14 protein-coding genes are annotated in these 17,190 nt (G+C 68.1%); all 14 read right to left on the bottom strand.

Going from position 1 to position 17,190, the window contains the following annotated elements:
• Window position 1: 1 nt before the first annotated feature.
• The 14 genes from VNF92_02805 to VNF92_02740 all read right to left on the bottom strand — a co-directional run bounded on the left by VNF92_02805 (window position 2) and on the right by VNF92_02740 (window position 17,013).
• Complete coding sequence (locus VNF92_02805) at window positions 2–781, bottom strand: CpsB/CapC family capsule biosynthesis tyrosine phosphatase (GenBank protein ID HVA56794.1); 780 nt, start codon at window positions 779–781, stop codon at window positions 2–4.
• Between the two features lie 22 nt (window positions 782–803).
• Window positions 804–1,139, bottom strand: coding sequence for a hypothetical protein (locus VNF92_02800; protein HVA56793.1), 336 nt, complete (start codon window positions 1,137–1,139; stop codon window positions 804–806).
• Entirely contained in the window at window positions 1,136–3,943 is a 2,808-nt protein-coding gene (gene alaS / locus VNF92_02795; protein HVA56792.1) for an alanine--tRNA ligase, read from the bottom strand. The genes VNF92_02800 and alaS overlap by 4 nt, the downstream gene beginning before the upstream one ends.
• 100 nt (window positions 3,944–4,043) lie before the next feature.
• Window positions 4,044–4,700, bottom strand: coding sequence for a regulatory protein RecX (locus VNF92_02790; protein HVA56791.1), 657 nt, complete (start codon window positions 4,698–4,700; stop codon window positions 4,044–4,046).
• 171 nt (window positions 4,701–4,871) lie between these two features.
• Complete coding sequence (recA, locus tag VNF92_02785) at window positions 4,872–5,921, bottom strand: recombinase RecA (protein ID HVA56790.1); 1,050 nt, start codon at window positions 5,919–5,921, stop codon at window positions 4,872–4,874.
• A 579-nt stretch (window positions 5,922–6,500) separates the two neighbouring features.
• Window positions 6,501–7,283 carry a hypothetical protein gene (locus tag VNF92_02780; protein ID HVA56789.1) on the bottom strand — a complete coding sequence of 261 codons (783 nt, stop codon included), beginning with the start codon at window positions 7,281–7,283 and terminating at the stop codon, window positions 6,501–6,503.
• Window positions 7,280–9,541 (bottom strand): DNA translocase FtsK, encoded by a 2,262-nt coding sequence (locus VNF92_02775; protein HVA56788.1) that lies wholly within the window; start codon window positions 9,539–9,541, stop codon window positions 7,280–7,282. Before VNF92_02775 ends, VNF92_02780 begins: the two co-directional genes overlap by 4 nt.
• The gene (locus VNF92_02770) at window positions 9,542–10,285 is read right to left on the bottom strand and encodes a 2-phosphosulfolactate phosphatase (GenBank protein ID HVA56787.1); all 744 of its coding nucleotides are present in this window, start codon (window positions 10,283–10,285) and stop codon (window positions 9,542–9,544) included. It abuts the gene before it with no gap.
• The gene (gene accC, locus VNF92_02765) at window positions 10,286–11,641 is read right to left on the bottom strand and encodes an acetyl-CoA carboxylase biotin carboxylase subunit (protein HVA56786.1); all 1,356 of its coding nucleotides are present in this window, start codon (window positions 11,639–11,641) and stop codon (window positions 10,286–10,288) included.
• 63 nt (window positions 11,642–11,704) lie between these two features.
• The gene (locus VNF92_02760) at window positions 11,705–12,868 is read right to left on the bottom strand and encodes a type IV pilus twitching motility protein PilT (protein ID HVA56785.1); all 1,164 of its coding nucleotides are present in this window, start codon (window positions 12,866–12,868) and stop codon (window positions 11,705–11,707) included.
• The gene (accB, locus tag VNF92_02755) at window positions 12,861–13,367 is read right to left on the bottom strand and encodes an acetyl-CoA carboxylase biotin carboxyl carrier protein (GenBank protein HVA56784.1); all 507 of its coding nucleotides are present in this window, start codon (window positions 13,365–13,367) and stop codon (window positions 12,861–12,863) included. The genes VNF92_02760 and accB overlap by 8 nt, the downstream gene beginning before the upstream one ends.
• Before the next feature lie 31 nt (window positions 13,368–13,398).
• Entirely contained in the window at window positions 13,399–14,487 is a 1,089-nt protein-coding gene (locus VNF92_02750; GenBank protein ID HVA56783.1) for a Xaa-Pro peptidase family protein, read from the bottom strand.
• On the bottom strand, window positions 14,480–14,920 hold the full coding sequence (aroQ, locus tag VNF92_02745; protein HVA56782.1) for a type II 3-dehydroquinate dehydratase: 441 nt from the start codon (window positions 14,918–14,920) through the stop codon (window positions 14,480–14,482). The genes VNF92_02750 and aroQ overlap by 8 nt, the downstream gene beginning before the upstream one ends.
• Window positions 14,917–17,013 (bottom strand): tetratricopeptide repeat protein, encoded by a 2,097-nt coding sequence (locus VNF92_02740; protein HVA56781.1) that lies wholly within the window; start codon window positions 17,011–17,013, stop codon window positions 14,917–14,919. The genes aroQ and VNF92_02740 overlap by 4 nt, the downstream gene beginning before the upstream one ends.
• Window positions 17,014–17,190 lie beyond the last annotated feature (177 nt).

Here is a 17,190-nt window from a genome sequence, read left to right as displayed (position 1 = left end):
GTCACTGTCGTGTAGAACCCGCGGACCGCGCGCGGCCAAGCACCAACCGGCGGAGCCGGTCCAACATGCCCTGGCGCACGACGAGCGGCGGCACCGCCCGCAGCGGCTCGTCGGCCAGCAAGCGCCGCGCATTCTCGTTCGTCAGCAGGTCGATCTGCTCCGCCGTGCCCACTTCGACCAGCCAATCGCGCACCGCAATGAGCGAACGACTATCGCCATGGGTGTCGCTGGCGATGATGTCGGCATATCCGCGGGCGAGGATCGCCCGCGCCAGTTCGGACATGCGATGGTGGCCGAGCAGCGCCGCCCCGTCCAGTTGGATCGTCGCGCCCGACTGCCGCCACTCGCCCACCTGTTCCACCGTGCATCCGACGTACCGCTCGGGATGCGCGAGCACCGGCAGGATCCCACTCGTCCGCAGGCGGAACAACTCATCGGTCGCATTGGGCGGAATGGACATCCGTGGAAATTCGACCAGCACGGCCTTGGAGCCACCAAGTGACAGCTGTGGGTGGCGCAGGTCCGTGCCGGGCGTGTCGAGCATGATCTCCCAGCCAAGCTTCAACTCCAGCCCAGCCGGCGCCGCTTCGCGCAGCGACGCCAGGATCTGTGCGTGCTGGTTGTACGGCGCGCTCACGGCTTTCGACGCCATCAGGTGCGGCGTGCACACCACCACGTCCACGCCGCCAGCCGCGAATCGCTGCAGCACCGGCAACGACACATCGATCGAGGGCGATCCGTCGTCCACGCCCGGCAGCAGGTGCGTGTGGATGTCGATCACGGCGCCCGTTCCCGGCGCGCCGTCACGCCCCGTCTCCGGCGGCCGCGTGATGCGCCCCGATCGCCGCGATGCGTTGCATGGCGCCGACCGCCATCGCGTCGAGGTCCCCACCCGCCGCTGCATGCTCGAACGCATATGTGACGAGGGCGTCGACGGCGAGCAGGTCGAGCGCCGATTCGCGCCCCGTCTCGCGTGCGCCAAGCAGCGACGAGAGCACCTCCTCGGCCGCCGCCTCGCACACCCGGTGCGTCTCCGAGGCGTCGAGCGCCAACCGGCCGCCGAGCGCCCGGCGCACGCGCGCGTCCAGCGCCTCGGGAGGACGCAGCGTCCGGCGAGACAGCCATGCGCCCACCGTCATCTGGTCTTCTCGATGAGGGCACCGGCGAGGCCCGCCGCGCGGCCCAGCGCCTCGTGCAGCCGCGAGGCGTCGGGAATTCCTGCCTGCGCCATATGCGGCTTGCCGCCGCCGCGCCCACCGGCCAACGCCGCCAGTTCCTTCACGAGCGCACCGGCGCTCACGCCGCGCTGCACGAGATCGTCGGTCGCCACGACGAGCATCGTCGTCTTGCCGTCGGGGAACGTCGCGGCGAGCACGCCCACCCCCGAGCGCAACTGTTCACGCAGCGCGTCGCCCAGTGCCTGCAATTCCTTGAGATCCGCGGCCTGCACCACCTGGCCCACGAACCGGGCGCCGGTGCCGTTCAGTTCCTGCGCCTCGTCCAGCCACCGCTGCATCTGGTCGCCGCCTCCGCGCACCGCCTCCTCGAGTCGCTTCTCCAGCGCCCGTCGCTCGTCGAGCAGCGCCTGGGCCCGCTTCTCCACGCCGTCCGGCGACACCTTGAGCAGTTCGGCCGTGCGCACGAGAGCCTGGGCTCGCTCGCCGAGCAACGCGTGCGCGCCCGGGCCGGTCACCGCTTCGATGCGCCGCACGCCCGACGCCACACCCGTCTCGTGCACGATCTCGAAGAGCCCGATCTCGGCCGTGTTGCGCACGTGCGTGCCGCCACAGAGCTCCATCGAGAAGCCGGGCACGGTCACCACGCGCACCACGTCGCCGTACTTCTCGCCGAACAGGGCCATCGCCCCTGCGGCTCGCGCCTCGGCATACGGCATCTCTCGCGTCGTCACCGGGGTCGCCGCCCAGATGCGGTCGTTGACGATGCGCTGAATCGCGGCAAGCTTGTCGGCGCTCACCGGGCCGTGGTGCGTGAAGTCGAACCGCAGTCGGTCGGGCGCCACCAGCGACCCCGCCTGGTGCACCGCATCGCCCAGCACCTCGCGCAGCGCCGCGTGAAGCAGATGCGTGGCGGTGTGGTTCCGCTCGGTGTCCTTGCGGCGCAGCGTGGGCACGCGGGCCGCGACGCGCCCGAACCCGAACGTTCCCGTGATCCGCCCCACCGCGGCAGGACGCCCGTCGATCTTGCGCACATCCTCGACGTCCACGCGCCACCCGTCGCCCGCGATCTCACCGCGGTCGGAGATCTGCCCGCCCGATTCCGCATAGAACGGCGTCTCGCGCAACAGCACCGCGATACGCCCCGGCCCGAGTTGGCGCACCGCCGTCACCTGCGTCTCGATCTCCACCGAGTCGTAGCCTACGAACGACACGTCCTCCGCACGGGCCCCCGGAGCCAACTCCCACGCAGCGGCGTCGCTCAACTCGTCGACCTCCACCGCAAGACGCCGCGACTTCCGCTCCTCCTTGGAGCGCGTGCGCTGCTCCTCGAGCGCCGCACCGAATGCCGCGATGTCTACGGTGTATCCGCGCTCGCGCGCCATCAGCTCGGTGAGGTCGATTGGAAAGCCGAACGTGTCGTACAATCGGAACGCGTCCTCACCACTGATCGTGCCGCGGATCGTGTCGCCCAGTTGTGTGCCGCTCTCGGGCGCCAGCTGGTCAAACCGTGTCAGCCCACCTTCGATCGTGGCCAGGAACGCCTCCTCTTCCACCCGTGTGGTCTTGAGCAGGTGCGCCGACCGCGTGCGGAGTTCCGGATAGACGTCGCCCATGCACGCGATCACGGCCTCGACGACACGCACCAGGGTGGGCTCGCTCCTCCCGAGCAGCCAGGCATGGCGCACCGCGCGCCGCAGGATGCGCCGTAGCACGTAGCCGCGTCCGTCGTTGGACGGAAAGACGCCGTCGGCGAGCAGGAACGCCACCGCCCGCGCGTGGTCGGCGATCACGCGGAACGAAGCCGGATCGACCATCGCCTGCCGGCCGCGGACGGTCATCGGGGCCGGGGCACGCTGGGTGCGGCCGCGGTACGGCAGCCCCACTGCCTCTTCGACCCCCCGAATCAGGGGCGCGAACAGGTCCGTGTGATAGTTGTTCGTCACCCGCTGCAGCACCGCGGCGATGCGCTCCAGTCCGGCCCCCGTGTCCACCGAAGGGCGCGGCAGCGGCCGCATCGTGCCGTCCGCCTGCCGGTCGAACTGCATGAACACCAGGTTCCAGATCTCCAGGAAGCGCCCCGCCTCCGCGCCCTCCACGAACGCGTCGGTGGAGAATTCGTCGCGGTCCATCGCGGTCCATTCTCCGGTGGCGCCCTCGGGAAAGCGCCAATCGCCGGCGAGATGCGCCAGGTCGACGTACAACTCCGAGCAGGGCCCGCACGGCCCGGTGTCGGCCATCTGCCAGAAGTTGTCCTTCTCGCTCAGCCCGTAGATGCGCGAATCGGGAAGTCCCGCGACCTCCTTCCAGAGCGCGCGCGCTTCCTGATCGTCCCGGAACACCGACACGCGCAGGTGCTTGGGATCGATGGCCAGATTGCCGCGTTCGCGCGGACCGGTGACGAACTCCCAGGCGAACCGGATCGCGTCACGCTTGAAGTAGTCGCCGAACGAGAAGTTGCCCAGCATCTCGAAGAAAGTGTGATGCCGGGCGGTGTGCCCCACCTGCTCGAGGTCGTTGTGCTTGCCGCCGGCGCGCACGCACTTCTGCGCCGTCGTGGCCCGGCGCTTGCCGTCAGGCGGATCTTCCATACCCAGGAAGACTTTCTTGAACTGAACCATCCCCGCGTTGGTGAACAGCAGCGTGGGATCGTCGGCCGGCACGAGCGATGAACTCGCGCGGCGCACGTGGCCCTGGCGCTCGAAATAGGCCAGGAACCGTTCACGAATGTCGGCGGCGGAAAGCGGGGAGGAATCGCGTTCGGGCATACGGGCGCAATATACCAAATCGCCGGCCGCCACGCCGTTGCGCAGGCGTTGGCGGCGCGACCGCCAAGGCCTTGTCCCATGGCTACCTCCGGCGCTTCGTCTACTCCTCCGCGCTATCGCCGAATCGTTCGATGCCGAGCGCGCCGATAACGCGTTGAATGTCGTCGGACTCGAAACCACGCCGCGCAAGGAATGCGTACAACCGCCGTCGGCGCATGATGGGATCGAGCTTGGCCAAACTGGGCAGCTTCCTACGGGCCAGCCGTTCGACGGCCGCGTATTCGTCCACTCCTTCTTGCGCGAACACATCCGCGATCGCGGCCTCGGCCACCTCGCGCGCGATGCCGCGTTTGGCCAACTCCTGCTGCACACGCCGTCGCGACATGCCCCGCACCAGCGACCGACTGCGCGCAAACTGGCGCGCGTAATCGGCGTCATCCAGGTAACCGGCCCGCTCCAGGCGGTCGAGCACCTGATCCACGCGCACCACCGGCTCGCCCTTGCGCAGCAATTGCCGGCGCAACTCCGATCGCGATCGCGCCCGCGCGGCCAGCAGGCGGCTGGCAGCGTCCCACGTGGCCAGCGCCGCCGCTTCGGCCTCGAATGCCAGCCGCACGGGCTCGAACTCCGTTCCCACGCTCAGGCGCAGGCGGGCGACCGCGTCTCCCGAAATGGCGCCCACCGACTTGCCGTCCACCAGGACGTCCACGCGGCCCTGGCGCCGAGGGTGCGGCGTGAGCGCGGTGATTACGGACACTGGCGCCCCCGCCGGGGCGGCACCGGTTGGTCGAAGACCGGGAGCACCCGGCCGAAAAAGAAGGTGCCGGGGAGCAGCACCCTGCAGCGTTGGGAGTTTCCGGGTCCCGTCGCGTTCAGGTAACGTCTCCCCGGCACGCAGTTCTTGCCGGTCACCGAGCGAATCGCCGGGTTACTCCTCGGTCGCCTCCTCCGTGTCCGCGGCCGCGGCCGTGACTGGCGCAACCCCGAGCACCGCTTTCACCTTCTCCTCCACCTCCGCCATCATCGCCGGATTGTCCTTGAGATACAGCTTGGCATTCTCGCGCCCCTGGCCGATTTTCTGCCCCTTGTAGCTGTACCACGCCCCCGACTTCTCAATGATGTTGGATTCTGCGCCGATGTCCACGAGCAGCGACGTGTGGCTGATGCCCTCCGCGTACATGATGTCGAACTCGGCCTGGCGGAACGGCGCCGCCACCTTGTTTTTCACCACCTTCACGCGAACGTGCGACCCGACCACGTCCTCCTTCTCCTTCACGGCGCCGATGCGCCGGATATCGAGGCGCAGGGACGCGTAGAACTTGAGCGCCTTGCCGCCCGTAGTGGTCTCCGGATTGCCGAACATCACACCGATCTTCTCACGCAGCTGGTTGATGAAGATCACCGACGTCCGCGACCGCGCGATGGCCCCGGTGAGCTTGCGCAACGCCTGGCTCATGAGCCGCGCCTGCAGGCCGACGTGCGAGTCGCCCATGTCGCCTTCGATTTCGGCCTTGGGCACCAGCGCCGCCACCGAGTCGATGACGATCACGTCCACCGCTCCCGAACGCACGAGGATCTCGCAGATCTCGAGCGCCTGCTCGCCGGTGTCCGGCTGCGAGATGAGCAGCCCGTCGATATCCACGCCCAGCTTGCGCGCGTAGTCCACATCGAGCGCATGCTCGGCGTCGATGAATGCCGCCACACCGCCCGCGCGCTGCGCATTGGCCACGACGTGAAGACAGAGGGTTGTCTTGCCGCTCGATTCCGGTCCGTAGATCTCGGTCACGCGGCCGCGTGGGATGCCGCCCACGCCGATCGCCGCGTCGAGATTGATGGCGCCCGTCGGGATCGCCTCCACGCGAACGCGATTATCTGCGCCGAGGCGCATGATCGAACCCTTGCCGCAGTTCTTCTCGATCTGCGCGATGGCCAGGTTCAGGGCCTTTTTCTTGTCGTCCTGCATCGTCGAGACGGCCATGATCGGCACTTCCTGTGGTTGAGCGTGAACCCCTGGCCACGCGGGCTAATCGTACCCGTCGGGCGCCCCAATCGTTACCCCGAACAAAATACGAAACACATTGAAGGAATCAAGGGCCGTATTGCATCGAGAACGCATTTTCTACGTGGCGAACCAGAACACGCCGTCCCTTGACCAACACCCCGACAACGTCGAACCGGTAGGACTCGTGTGTTCGGCCATGGCGTGAGATCCAACTTAAGGCGGACCGCTCTAACTCTCTTCTCTTACGCCAGTTAACAGCCTCCACCGGATCTCCGAACATATCGCCTGACCTCGCCTTGACCTCAACGAACGCCACGAGCCCTTCGCGTTCCATGACGAGGTCGATGTCGCGATGGCCTGAGCGATACCGCCGGTGCAACACCCGCCATCCACGCCCGGTCAACCACCGTTCGGCGATGCGCTCCCCGAGTTCCCCGAATGCCTGCGTGGCCGCTGACATGGGGCCAATCTGGGGCCGAAATCCGGGAGATCATCACCAGAAATTGGCCGGCCGGCGCAGAATCTTGTGGACCGCCGGGCTGCGGTGCCGGCGGTCTACTTGGCCGCGATCAGCCGCTGCTCGAACACCGCCCCGGGGCGTCCCGGAACGTCCTGGCGGACCTGCACGACGACGGGGTTCGATTCGGCCACCCAGAAGTGGGCCGTCCGCCCCGCGGTGCTCAGCGAGATCACCCAGCAGTGAATCTGGCCCAGGGCGGTGTCCACGTCCTGCTCGCCCTCCACGGTGAGCGCCCCCGGCGTGATGCGGTGGGACCCCAGGTCGATCTCGAGCACCGACACCGAGTCCACCCGCCCCACCGCGTGCGGCATGAGCTGAAGCACGAGTTCGGTCATCGGCCCGCCCGCGAGCAGGTCGCCGGGCCGCGGCAGGGCGATGTTCTGGTGGCCGCTGGGGCCGCTCGTCGCCCCGTAGATCGAGTCTGCCGTGAACTCGAGCGCCAGACGGGAGGGCCCGATCACCGATGACCAGTGCAGCGGCCGCAGGTCCACGTAGGACAGGTACAGCGTGTCGGTGGACGGCACGCTTCCGTCGCGCCGCTCGGCGAGCAGCCAGGCCGGAAAGGCACCGTAACTGCTCTGCGTGACATCCACGATTCGCGTTCCGATCGCGTGCGTGCTGTCGGGCCACACGATGCTCATCTGGTAGCGAAGATGCTCGGGGCGGAGCAGCGAGCCGTTCACGGGGAGCGTGCGCGGCGGGGGCATGGTGTCGCCCGGCGGCATTCGCGTCGTGCTGGTGTCCTGCGCCCTAGCGAGACGCGGCGCGCACAGCAGGGCAATCGCGAATAAGGCCCCGGCGATCTCGCGCCGCGTCATGCGTCGGGCCCGCAGAGGCGAGCCAGCTCGTCGAGCCCCACCAGCACGTCCCGGGGCCGACTCGAGCCCGGCTCGGCTTTGCTGATCACCCCCGCCGCTTCGAGCTGATCCATGATCCGGGCAGCCCGCCCGTACCCGATGCCCAGCCGCCGCTGCAGCAGCGACGTGGACGCGCCCTGATTGTGGACCACCGCTTCGGCTGCCTCGCGGAACAGCTTGTCGCGGTCGCCGGCGTCGGCCTCGGGTTCCTTGCCTTCGCCCGCCTCCGCCTGCTGCGCCGCGCGACCCGCGGCCACCACGTCCTCCTCCGGGAACTCCTCGACCACGAGACCGTGGGCCAGTCGTGCCTTCCGCCGGGCCTCCGCTCGCTCCTCGTACCACTTCATTAGCGTCTCAGTATCCTCGCTCGAGATGAATGCGCCCTGCAGGCGCGCGGGCTCGGACTTTCCCGGAGGAATGAACAGCATATCGCCGTTCCCGAGCAGCGCCTCCGCACCAGCGCCGTCGATGATCGTGCGGCTGTCCACCTGTGACGCCACCCGGAACGCGATGCGGCTCGGGAAGTTCGCCTTGATCAGGCCCGTGATCACGTTGACGCTCGGTCGCTGTGTGGCCAGGAGGAGGTGGATGCCGATGGCCCGGGCCTTCTGGGCCAGCATCGCGATCGGCCCTTCCACCTCGCCCTGCACCGTCATCATCAGGTCGGCCATCTCGTCGATCACGATCACGATGTACGGCAGCACGTCGCCCGTGTATGGCAACGCCGCCAGCCCCACGTCCTTCTCCTTCGCTTCCGTGAGCGGTGATCGGTCCAGCACCCGCTTGTTGAACTCCTGGATGTTCCGGCACCCGTTGGCGGCGAGGAGTCGGTAACGCTTCTCCATCTCCTGCTTGGCCCAGAGCAGCACGAACGCCGCGTCGCGGTTGTCGGTCACCACTTTGTGGCGCAGATGCGGCAGGGTGTTGTAGACCGACAGTTCCACCATCTTGGGATCCACCATCAGCAGGCGCAGCGTGCGCGGCGTGTGGCGATATATGAGACTTGTAATAATCGTATTGACGCACACCGATTTGCCGGACCCCGTCGCGCCCGCGATCAGCAGGTGCGGCATCTTGGCCAGGTCGGCGATCACCGGTTTGCCCTCGAGATCCTTGCCGAGAGCGATCGGCAGTGCCGCGCGCGCTTCCTGAAAGTCGCGCGACTCGATCAGTTCGCGGAAGGCGACGATCTCGGAGTGCGGGTTCGGGACCTCGACGCCCACGGCGCCCCGCCCCGGAATCGGCGCCACGATGCGGATGCTCTGGGCTCGCATGGCGAGCGCGAGGTCGTTGGCCAGGTTGGCGAACTGCCGCACCTTCACCCCAGGCGATGGCTCGATCTCGAACTGCGTCACCACGGGGCCCGTGGTGCGGCCCACCAGGTGGCCGTCCACCTTGAACGTGCGCAGGGCCTCGATGAGCTTCTGGCCCATCTCGTCGAGCTCGCGCTTGCCTCCGTCGCCAGCCCGCGCCGGGGGCCTGGTCAGGAGTTCGGGGCTCGGCAACTCGGCGTCGGGGGCGTCCTCGGAGGCCGTCGGCTCGTCGCGGTCCGGCGCCGGCGCGATCCGCGGCGGCTTCTTGGCCCGGTTCCGCGGCGGCGCCACGGCCTCCCCCTCTACCGGATCCAACGCACCCTCGATGCTCGGCATCTCCTCGGGCGGGGGCTCGAGCGCCAGCGCCCGATCCATGGGCCGAGCGGCGTCAGCGTTTGCGGAGCGCACGCCGACGAGCGCCCGGATGGGATTCCAGGCCAACGTCGCCGCCGTCAGCGCCGACAGCGCCAGCGCCGCGAGTATCCACGAGCCGATGCCGCCGAACCAGGCTCTCCAGTACGAGGCCACGAACGCCCCCCACAGCCCAGAGGCGGCGGTCGCGTCGTCCCCGAGCTTGAGCCCGCTGCCCAGCGCTACGACCACCGGAACCAGCAGCACCAGCCCGCCCAGGAAGATCATCCACGATCGATCGGCATTGGATTCGAGGCGTCCGAACAGCCGCAGCGCGTGCACGGCGGGCACGAGCGGGGTGAGCAGGGCGCCGGGCCAACCGAGCAGCGCCACCAGCGGCCGCGCGAGGTGCGCGCCCACCCAGCCGACGTTGGCGCGTACGTCCACGCCGCCGCGCAGCTGCGCCAGTCCGAGCACGAGGAACGCACCGGCCAGGAACACCGCGAGCAGGAGCAGCGCGATGGCGGTGAGTTCGCGCTTGAGCGAGTCGCGCACTCAGCGCCCCGGCGGCGCCAGCCGCGTGATCTGACGGTCCTGGTACACCGGCACCACGGGATGCCCGTCGATCGTGGCGCAGGCCACGAGATCGGCAGCGAACCCGGCCTCGGCGAGGGCCTGGGCGTGGCTGGACGTCTCGAACAGCGGCCACACGTCGGCGCCGAACTTGCGGTGCACCTGCACCGCAGCGAGCGCGGCGTCGTTGTGCGCGACGCCGGTAAGCCGGCGCGTCACATGATGCACGAACCGGCCGGCGCACGCCGCATCCTCGAGCGAGAACCGGCCTTCGTGGCCGGCACAGATGATCGCCAGGTCGGCCCCCCGCCGGAGCGCCTTGCGCAGCACGGCGAGCACCGGCGTGAAGTTGACGTATGCGCCGACGTACACGGCCTTCGCGCCCGGCGACGCTGCGAACGCCGCCGTTCCGTTGGTCGTGGTCATCAGGACCGTGCGTCCCTCGACGGCCTCGGTGGTGAATTCGAGGGGCGAGTTGCCGAGGTCGAAGCCCTCGATCTTGCGCATGCGCCGCTCGCCGGCGAGCCGCACCTCCTGCCGGTCGAACGCCTTGGCGAGGGTGATGACCGTGTCGGCGTTGTCGCTGGGGACCACGGCGCGGGCGCCGTGGTCGAGGGCGGCCGCGATGCAGGACGACGCCCGGAGCACGTCGATCACGGCGACCACTCGCCCGGCGACGTCTCCCGGCCCGACCTCGCGCGCCGTGAAGAAGACGTCGACGCGCATCTAGGTGGGCTCCTTCATCAAATCGGGTTCCCGCTCGAGGAAATTGGTGTCGACCTCCCCCGCCTGAAAGCGGGGATTGTCCATGACGCGAGCCAGGAACGGAATCGTCGTCGTCACCCCCTCGATCACGAAGGCCTCGAGCGCCACCCGCACCCGGCGCACGGCCTCGGCGCGATCCCGCCCCTGGCAGATGAGCTTGCCGAGCAACGAATCGTAGTACGGCGGCACCGTGTATCCAGCGTAGACGTGCGAGTCGAGGCGCACGCCGGGGCCGCCCGGTGGATGGAAGGTCTCGATGCGCCCGGGCGACGGTTGGAAGTTGCGGGCCGGATCCTCCGCGTTCACCCGCACTTCGATGACGTGGCCGCGCAGCGGAGGCATCTCCGTCACGCTCAGCGGCTCGCCGGCCGCCACTCGGATCTGCTCCTTCACGAGGTCTACACCGGTGATCATCTCGGTCACCGGATGCTCCACCTGGATTCGGGTATTCATCTCCATGAAATAGTAAGAGCCGTCGGTGTCGAGCAGCATCTCGATCGTGCCGGCGCCCACGTAGTCGATGGCTTTGGCGCCGGCCACCGCGGCGGCACCCATCTCGGCGCGCAGCGCCGGCGTGACGGCCGGACTGGGCGCCTCCTCGATCAACTTCTGGTGGCGCCGCTGCACCGAGCAGTCGCGCTCCCCCAGATGGATGACGTGGCCGTGGCGATCTCCGAGAATCTGGAATTCGATATGTCGGGGACGGGCCAGGTACTTCTCCACGTACACGTCGCCGTTGCCGAAGGCGCTCAGCGCCTCGGAGCGGGCAAGCTGAAAGGAACGCGCGAAGTCGTCGGCGTTCTTGGCCACCCGCATGCCCTTGCCCCCGCCACCGGCCGCCGCCTTGATGATCACGGGAAACCCCATCGCCTTGGCGAACCCGAGCGCCTCTTCGACGTCTTCCACCGGGCCCGGCGTGCCCGGCACCACCGGAACGCCCACGGCGATCATCGCCTGGCGCGCGGCGGCCTTGTCGCCCATCACGCGGATCTGCTGCGCCGTGGGCCCGATGAACGCGATGTTGGAGGCCGCGCAGGTCTCGGCGAATTCGGCGTTCTCCGCCAGGAAGCCGTACCCGGGATGGATCGCGTCGGCGCCGGTGATCTCGGCGGCCGCGATGATCCGTGGGATGCGGAGATACGAGTCTCGCGCAGGCGCCGGCCCGATGCACACGTCATCGTCGGCGAACCGCACGTGCAGCGATTCGCGGTCGGCCTCGGAATAGACGGCCACCGTCGCGACTTCCAGCTCTTTGCAGGCGCGGATGACGCGGAGCGCGATCTCGCCGCGATTGGCGATCAATACCTTCTTAAACACGAGAGTCTCGGATCAAGGCTGGAGCGCATCCGGGAACGGCGAAAGGCATGCAACCCGGCGCGCTCAGCTGGACGCTTCGCCTTCGAAGGACGACCAGCTGGTGTCGCTCGAGCCGGAAACTCCCTGCACGCGCAGTGCGAATTCGCTCGGACTGGTGGCGTAGAACAGCGCGCTCTCGTAGGAGATGAGGCCGCGGGTATAGAGCTGCATCAGCGACTGATCGAAGCTCTGCATGCCGTACTGGACGGTGCCATCCTTGATCAGTTCCGGAATGTTGAGGGCCTTGGTCATGTCCCGGATCTGCTCGCGCACGGCAGCCGTATTGATGAGGATCTCGGCGGCCGGAATGCGCCCCGGCTTGTCGGCCCGCGGCACGAGGCGTAGCGACACCACGGCCTGCAGCGCACTGGCCAGCGAGAAGCGCACCTCCGCCTGTTGGTGCGGCGGGTAGAAGGACAGCACGCGGTTGATCGTCTGCGTGGCGTCGGTGGTGTGCAACGTCGAGAACACGAGGTGGCCCGTGTCCGCCGCCTTGAGCGCCGTGTCGAGCGTTTCGAGATCGCGGATCTCGCCCAGGAGGATGACGTCGGGATCCTGGCGCAGCACGCGCCGCAAGGCCTGCGAGAAGTTGGCCGTATCGGTGCCTACTTCGCGCTGGCTGATGTGGCAGTTGATATCGCGGTGCAGGAATTCGACCGGGTCCTCGATCGTGATGATGTTCGCCTTGCGATGCTCGTTGATGTACTGAATCATCGCCGCCAACGCGGTCGATTTTCCCGAGCCGGTGATGCCCGTGACCAACACCAGGCCGCGCGGCTTGAGCGCGATCTCCTTGAACACCGCCGGTAGATTCAGCTCGTCGATCGTGCGCGCCTGGTACGGAATCGCGCGCATGGCAAAGCACAGCGAGCCGCGCTGTTGGTAGGCGTTCACGCGGAAGCGCCCGACCCCCGGCACTCCCACCGCGAAATCGCACTCCTTCTCCTCCGCGAATTGCTTGACCTGCCGCGCCGTCATCAGCTGCTCGGCAAGTGCCATGAGATCGTCCGAGCGCAGCGGCGCCTGCTGGAGCGGTTCCAGATCGCCGTTCACGCGCAGCGTGGGCGGCCGGCCGACCTTGAGATGGAGGTCCGAGGCGCCGCGGCGGACCAGTTGCTCCAGCACCGCCTTGAAGTTGAACGGCGGCGCATCCGGGGCCGCGCCGGTCGGAACGGGGCGGTTATCCATTGCGGTCGATGCGGAAGAGTACCTGGCCGTATTCCACCGGCTGCGAGTCCTCGACCATCACGTCCTGGACCACGCCCGAATATTCCGATTCGATCTCGTTCATGATCTTCATGGCCTCGATGATGCACAATACCTGGCCCTTGGAGACTCGGCTGCCCACAGAAACGTACGGCTTCGCTCCCGGCTCCGGCGCCGCGTAGAACGTGCCCACCATCGGCGACTTCACTTCCAACCCCACTGGGGGCGCCGGCGCCTTGGGCGCCCCTTCGGCCTCGGCACCCACAGCCGGCAGCCCCTGCGATGGCGTCACGCGCAGGTCGCCAGCGCCCGCGATCATGGGCGTCATCGACACGGGCGCCGCCATCTGCACCGTACCGCGCTGCGACGGCGTCTTCGAAATCCGGATCTTCATCCCCTTGTCGGACGAGATCTCGATCGAATCGACGGTCGAGCTATCGATGATGGCGATGAGTTTCTTGACGTAGCGAAGGTCGATCATAAGGGTCGTTGAAGCGGCGCTCAAGGTCGTGTTATACCAGCTCGAGTAGGTCCCGCGGTAACTCCGTCAGGATGCGCGGTCCGTCCGCGCTCAACCAGACATCGTCTTCGATGCGCACCCCGCCCCATCCCGCCCGGTACACTCCGGGTTCGATCGTGACCACCGCCCCCGGCGGGAGCTCCTGCTCATTGGTCCGGGCCAGTCGTGGCGCCTCGTGCACCTCCAGTCCGATGCCGTGCCCCAGGCTGTGCCCGAACAGATCCCCCAGCCCGCGCCGCTCAATGTAGCTCCGCGCGACCGCGTCGGCATCCCGCCCAGTCATTCCGGCGCATACGGCCGCCGATGCGGCCTCATTGGCCCCGCGCACCACTTCATACACCTCGCGCTGCTCGGCGCTGGCCCGCCCAACGACCACCGTGCGGGTCACGTCCGAACAATAGCCATCCACCACCGCGCCGAAATCCATCAGCAGGAAGTCCCCGGCCGCCACCCGGTGGCCGGTGGGTTGCGCATGCGGCAATGCGGCACGCGCCCCAGCGGCCACGATGGACGGGAACGCGAACCCCTCGCTCCCCTCGTCGCGGAGCGCGTGCTCAAGCAGGCCGGCCACCTGCAATTCGCTCAATCCCGGATGCACGGCAGGCAGCGTCCGCGCCAGGGCGCGCGTGGCCACGTCGGCCGAGCGCTTGATGCGCGACACCTCATCGGCGTCCTTCCGTTCACGCTGGCGCTCCACCAGATCGCTGGTCGGGCGCCATTGCCACCGGCTCCCCGCCTCGAGCAGCCGCTGGAAGTCGCGGTGCATCAGATGCGGAGACTCGAACCCCACCACCCGAACACCAGACGCCGACTGAAGCTGTTGCCAGAGCGCCGTCCACAGGCTCACCGGCTCAACCACGATCCGGGCCAGCGACCCGACCTCGCCGGCCACCTGCGTCTCGTACCGGAAGTCGGTGATCAGCAGGGTCTCCCGCGGCGTGACGAGGACGAGCGCGCTCGACCCCGAGAACCCCGTGAGATACCGGATGTTGGCCAACCCGGTGACGAGAAGGGCATCGAGCTGCGCCGGGATCAGCGCATCGGTCAGGGCCGCGAGCCGCCGCGGTCGGGCGTCAGCCATGAGCCTTGAGGTGCGCGATCAGCCCCCGGAGCGCCAGTTCGTAGCCCAGCCCGCCGAGCCCGCACACCAAACCCACCGCCGCAGGGGCCAACATGGAATGCCGCCGCTCCGGCTCGCGCGCAAACACATTTGTGATATGGACCTCCACGAACGGTACGGCCACCCCGGTGAGCGCATCGCGAATCGCAAGGCTCGTATGGCTGTAGGCCCCGGCGTTCACGACTGCACCGTGCACGCGGCCCCGCCACTGGTGAATCACGTCCACCATGGCGCCTTCGCCATTGTGCTGCGCGAACTCGACCTCCAGGCCCAGCTCGTGGCCCAACTCGCTCAACCGCCGCTCCACATCGGCAAGTGAGTCCACTCCATAGAGTTCGGGCTCGCGCGTGCCAAGGAGGTTGAGGTTTGGGCCGTTGAGGACGGCGATTCTCACCGTTTCTTCAGCCCTTGCAGCCACGAGTTGAACTGCTCGATGTCCGCTTCCGCGGCGTCGGCGGCCGGGGGGCCGGTAGGCGTCTCACCTTCCGGGACGCGCTCCGCCGGCGCACTCCCCTCGAAGAACCGATCGAACGAGAACCCGCCGCTCTGCGGGGCGCTCGGCGGCTGAGACTCGCGGAACACGTTGTCGAGCGACAGCTCTTCGGTAGCGCGACGCGCCGGCGCACCGGTAAGCGGCGGCGGCGGCTCCTCTTCCACGACCCCGAACGCGCCGGCCAGCGTGGCCGCCGCGGCCTGATCGGGAGCAGCCACCGCCCCAGCTCCGAACAGCCCGTCGATCGAACCGCCGTGCTCGGCCGGCGTCTGAGGCCCCGGTGGACCAGCATCGGGCGAGAAAAGGCTGACGGGCGCCCCCGCAGCGGGGGTCGCACTGCCGCGTGTTGACGGTTCCGGTTGGTCGCCAACCGCCATCACATCGTTGCGTGGGGACTCTGGCGCCGGCCGCCGAGCCCCTGCCGCATGGGTGGCCAAGGCACTCAGAAAATCCCGGATTGAAGGGCCGCCCGCCGGCGCGGTCTCCGGCTCTGGCTCGGACTCCACCGTCGACAAGGCAACCACCTCGACCGTCGTCTCGGAGATTTCCACCCGGGACTCCGCCGGCGTCTCGAACCCGAACCCATACACGTCCAAATCCGGCAGATCCTGGATTTCTTCCTCGTCCGCATCATCCAGAGCCGCCGCCTGCTCCGTCTCCCGTTCAAAATACTCCGTGGCTTCGACGTTCGCAGTCGCTTCCAGTTCCAGCTCCGGTTCCGACTCGGGCTGCACTGCTGCCTCGGCCACGGGTTCTGGTTCCGCCGGACCCGGCACGGCCTCCATTGGGTAGGCGGGCGTCAGCGCGGTCATGGCCTCGGTAGCGGCGATCATGCGCTCCAGATACGCGTCGCCCGGGCGCTGCGCCAGGAGGGCTCGGTACACCTGGAGGGCGTCCTCGGCGTGGCCCTGCGAGAGGTACAGCTCCGCCATCGTCTCGGTGGCAAAGGGATCGGGCGCAGGCTCGGCGGCGGCGGCCGCGGCCTCCATCTGCTCATAGGCCTCGAACGTGAATCCCGAAAGTTCGGGCGCTTCCGGGATCGCTTCGTCTGTCGCACCGGCGAGTTCGTCATCCTCAGCGGCCTCGTGCGGTTCTTCGGTGTCCATTGCGCCTGCGGTCGGCTCCTCGGCGTCCATCGCCTCCGCGATCGGTTCCTCGGGCTCGGCCTCGGGGGGCGCCGGCTGCGCTCGTGGCATGAACGACTCGTTTCGCTCGATCTCGACGCCCAGAAACGTGAACGAGGACGCGCTGAACGGAGGCAAAACCGGTGTTTCGTGCCGGATGTGGAGATCCTCGAACTCGAACAGCTCGTCAGCCGGGAGGCCCGGGGGCGCGAGTGGGGACGACCCTTCAGCAACCGGTTCCGGTTCCGGTACCGGTTCGGGTACCGGTGACGGTGCCGGTGCCGGCACCTCCGCTGCCGCTTCGAAGGCCGCCGGCGGGGCGGCCGTCTCAGCCTGAAGCGCCGGCTCATCCGGCGCGGCCTCCTCGGCTATCGCTGGCTCCTCGGGTACCGGTGGTTCGGCTGACGGCACATCGAAGAGTGCTGCCCCCAAGGTGATCTCGCCCGACGGGGCCTCAGCAGGTTCGGGCGGCAGTTCGGGCGGGGCGAACCGTTCGGGCCCCGCGGTCATGGCAGTGAGGATGGACGCGATCTCGTCGTTCCGAGGGTCGGCCTCCAGCACCCGCTGGTACCAGTTTCGTGCACCGGCGAGGTCGCCGAGGTAGCGTGCGATATCCCCCAGCGATCGCAGGGCGATCAGGTTCTCGGGGTCTAGCGTGAGGGCCGTGTCGAATACCGTGCGCGCCTCTTCGAATTGCTGGGTGTCGAAGAGCGCCTGTCCGTAGACGATGTGGCCGCTCATATGGCTCGGCTGCTGGGGAAGGAATTCCCGGCAGATAGCGATGGCCTGGTCAAAATCCCCCGCCTTCCGGTACTCGTTGGCCAGGGGGGCGAAGTAACGACGGGGGCTCTCGTCGAACTTCTTCTTCAACTCGTCGATGCGGGCGGAACTCGCCATATGGAGCCTCAATCAGGCGGCGGGCGGTTGGAGTGCGAACAATACATATCGCAGACAGTTCAAGTCAATCAGAAGTCACACGCCGACTTGATTTTAGGCCCGCGACCCGGGTAGGTTTTCATGTTCTGCCATTCAGGCGCAACCTTCGCT

The organism is Gemmatimonadaceae bacterium, from assembly GCA_035533015.1.
Taxonomy (GTDB): domain Bacteria; phylum Gemmatimonadota; class Gemmatimonadetes; order Gemmatimonadales; family Gemmatimonadaceae; genus JAGWRI01.
The sequence above is the reverse complement of the archived record's forward strand: the minus strand, read 5'-3'. Positions and strand labels throughout refer to the sequence as shown.

Coding starts and splice junctions, on each gene's coding strand:
- VNF92_02800 (HVA56793.1), bottom strand. CDS start 1,139: ATGACGGTGGGCGCATGGCTGTCTCGCCGGACGCTGCGTCCTCCCGAG.
- alaS (HVA56792.1), bottom strand. CDS start 3,943: ATGCCCGAACGCGATTCCTCCCCGCTTTCCGCCGCCGACATTCGTGAA.
- recA (HVA56790.1), bottom strand. CDS start 5,921: ATGGCCGTCTCGACGATGCAGGACGACAAGAAAAAGGCCCTGAACCTG.
- VNF92_02780 (HVA56789.1), bottom strand. CDS start 7,283: ATGACGCGGCGCGAGATCGCCGGGGCCTTATTCGCGATTGCCCTGCTG.
- VNF92_02770 (HVA56787.1), bottom strand. CDS start 10,285: ATGCGCGTCGACGTCTTCTTCACGGCGCGCGAGGTCGGGCCGGGAGAC.
- VNF92_02760 (HVA56785.1), bottom strand. CDS start 12,868: ATGGATAACCGCCCCGTTCCGACCGGCGCGGCCCCGGATGCGCCGCCG.
- accB (HVA56784.1), bottom strand. CDS start 13,367: ATGATCGACCTTCGCTACGTCAAGAAACTCATCGCCATCATCGATAGC.
- VNF92_02750 (HVA56783.1), bottom strand. CDS start 14,487: ATGGCTGACGCCCGACCGCGGCGGCTCGCGGCCCTGACCGATGCGCTG.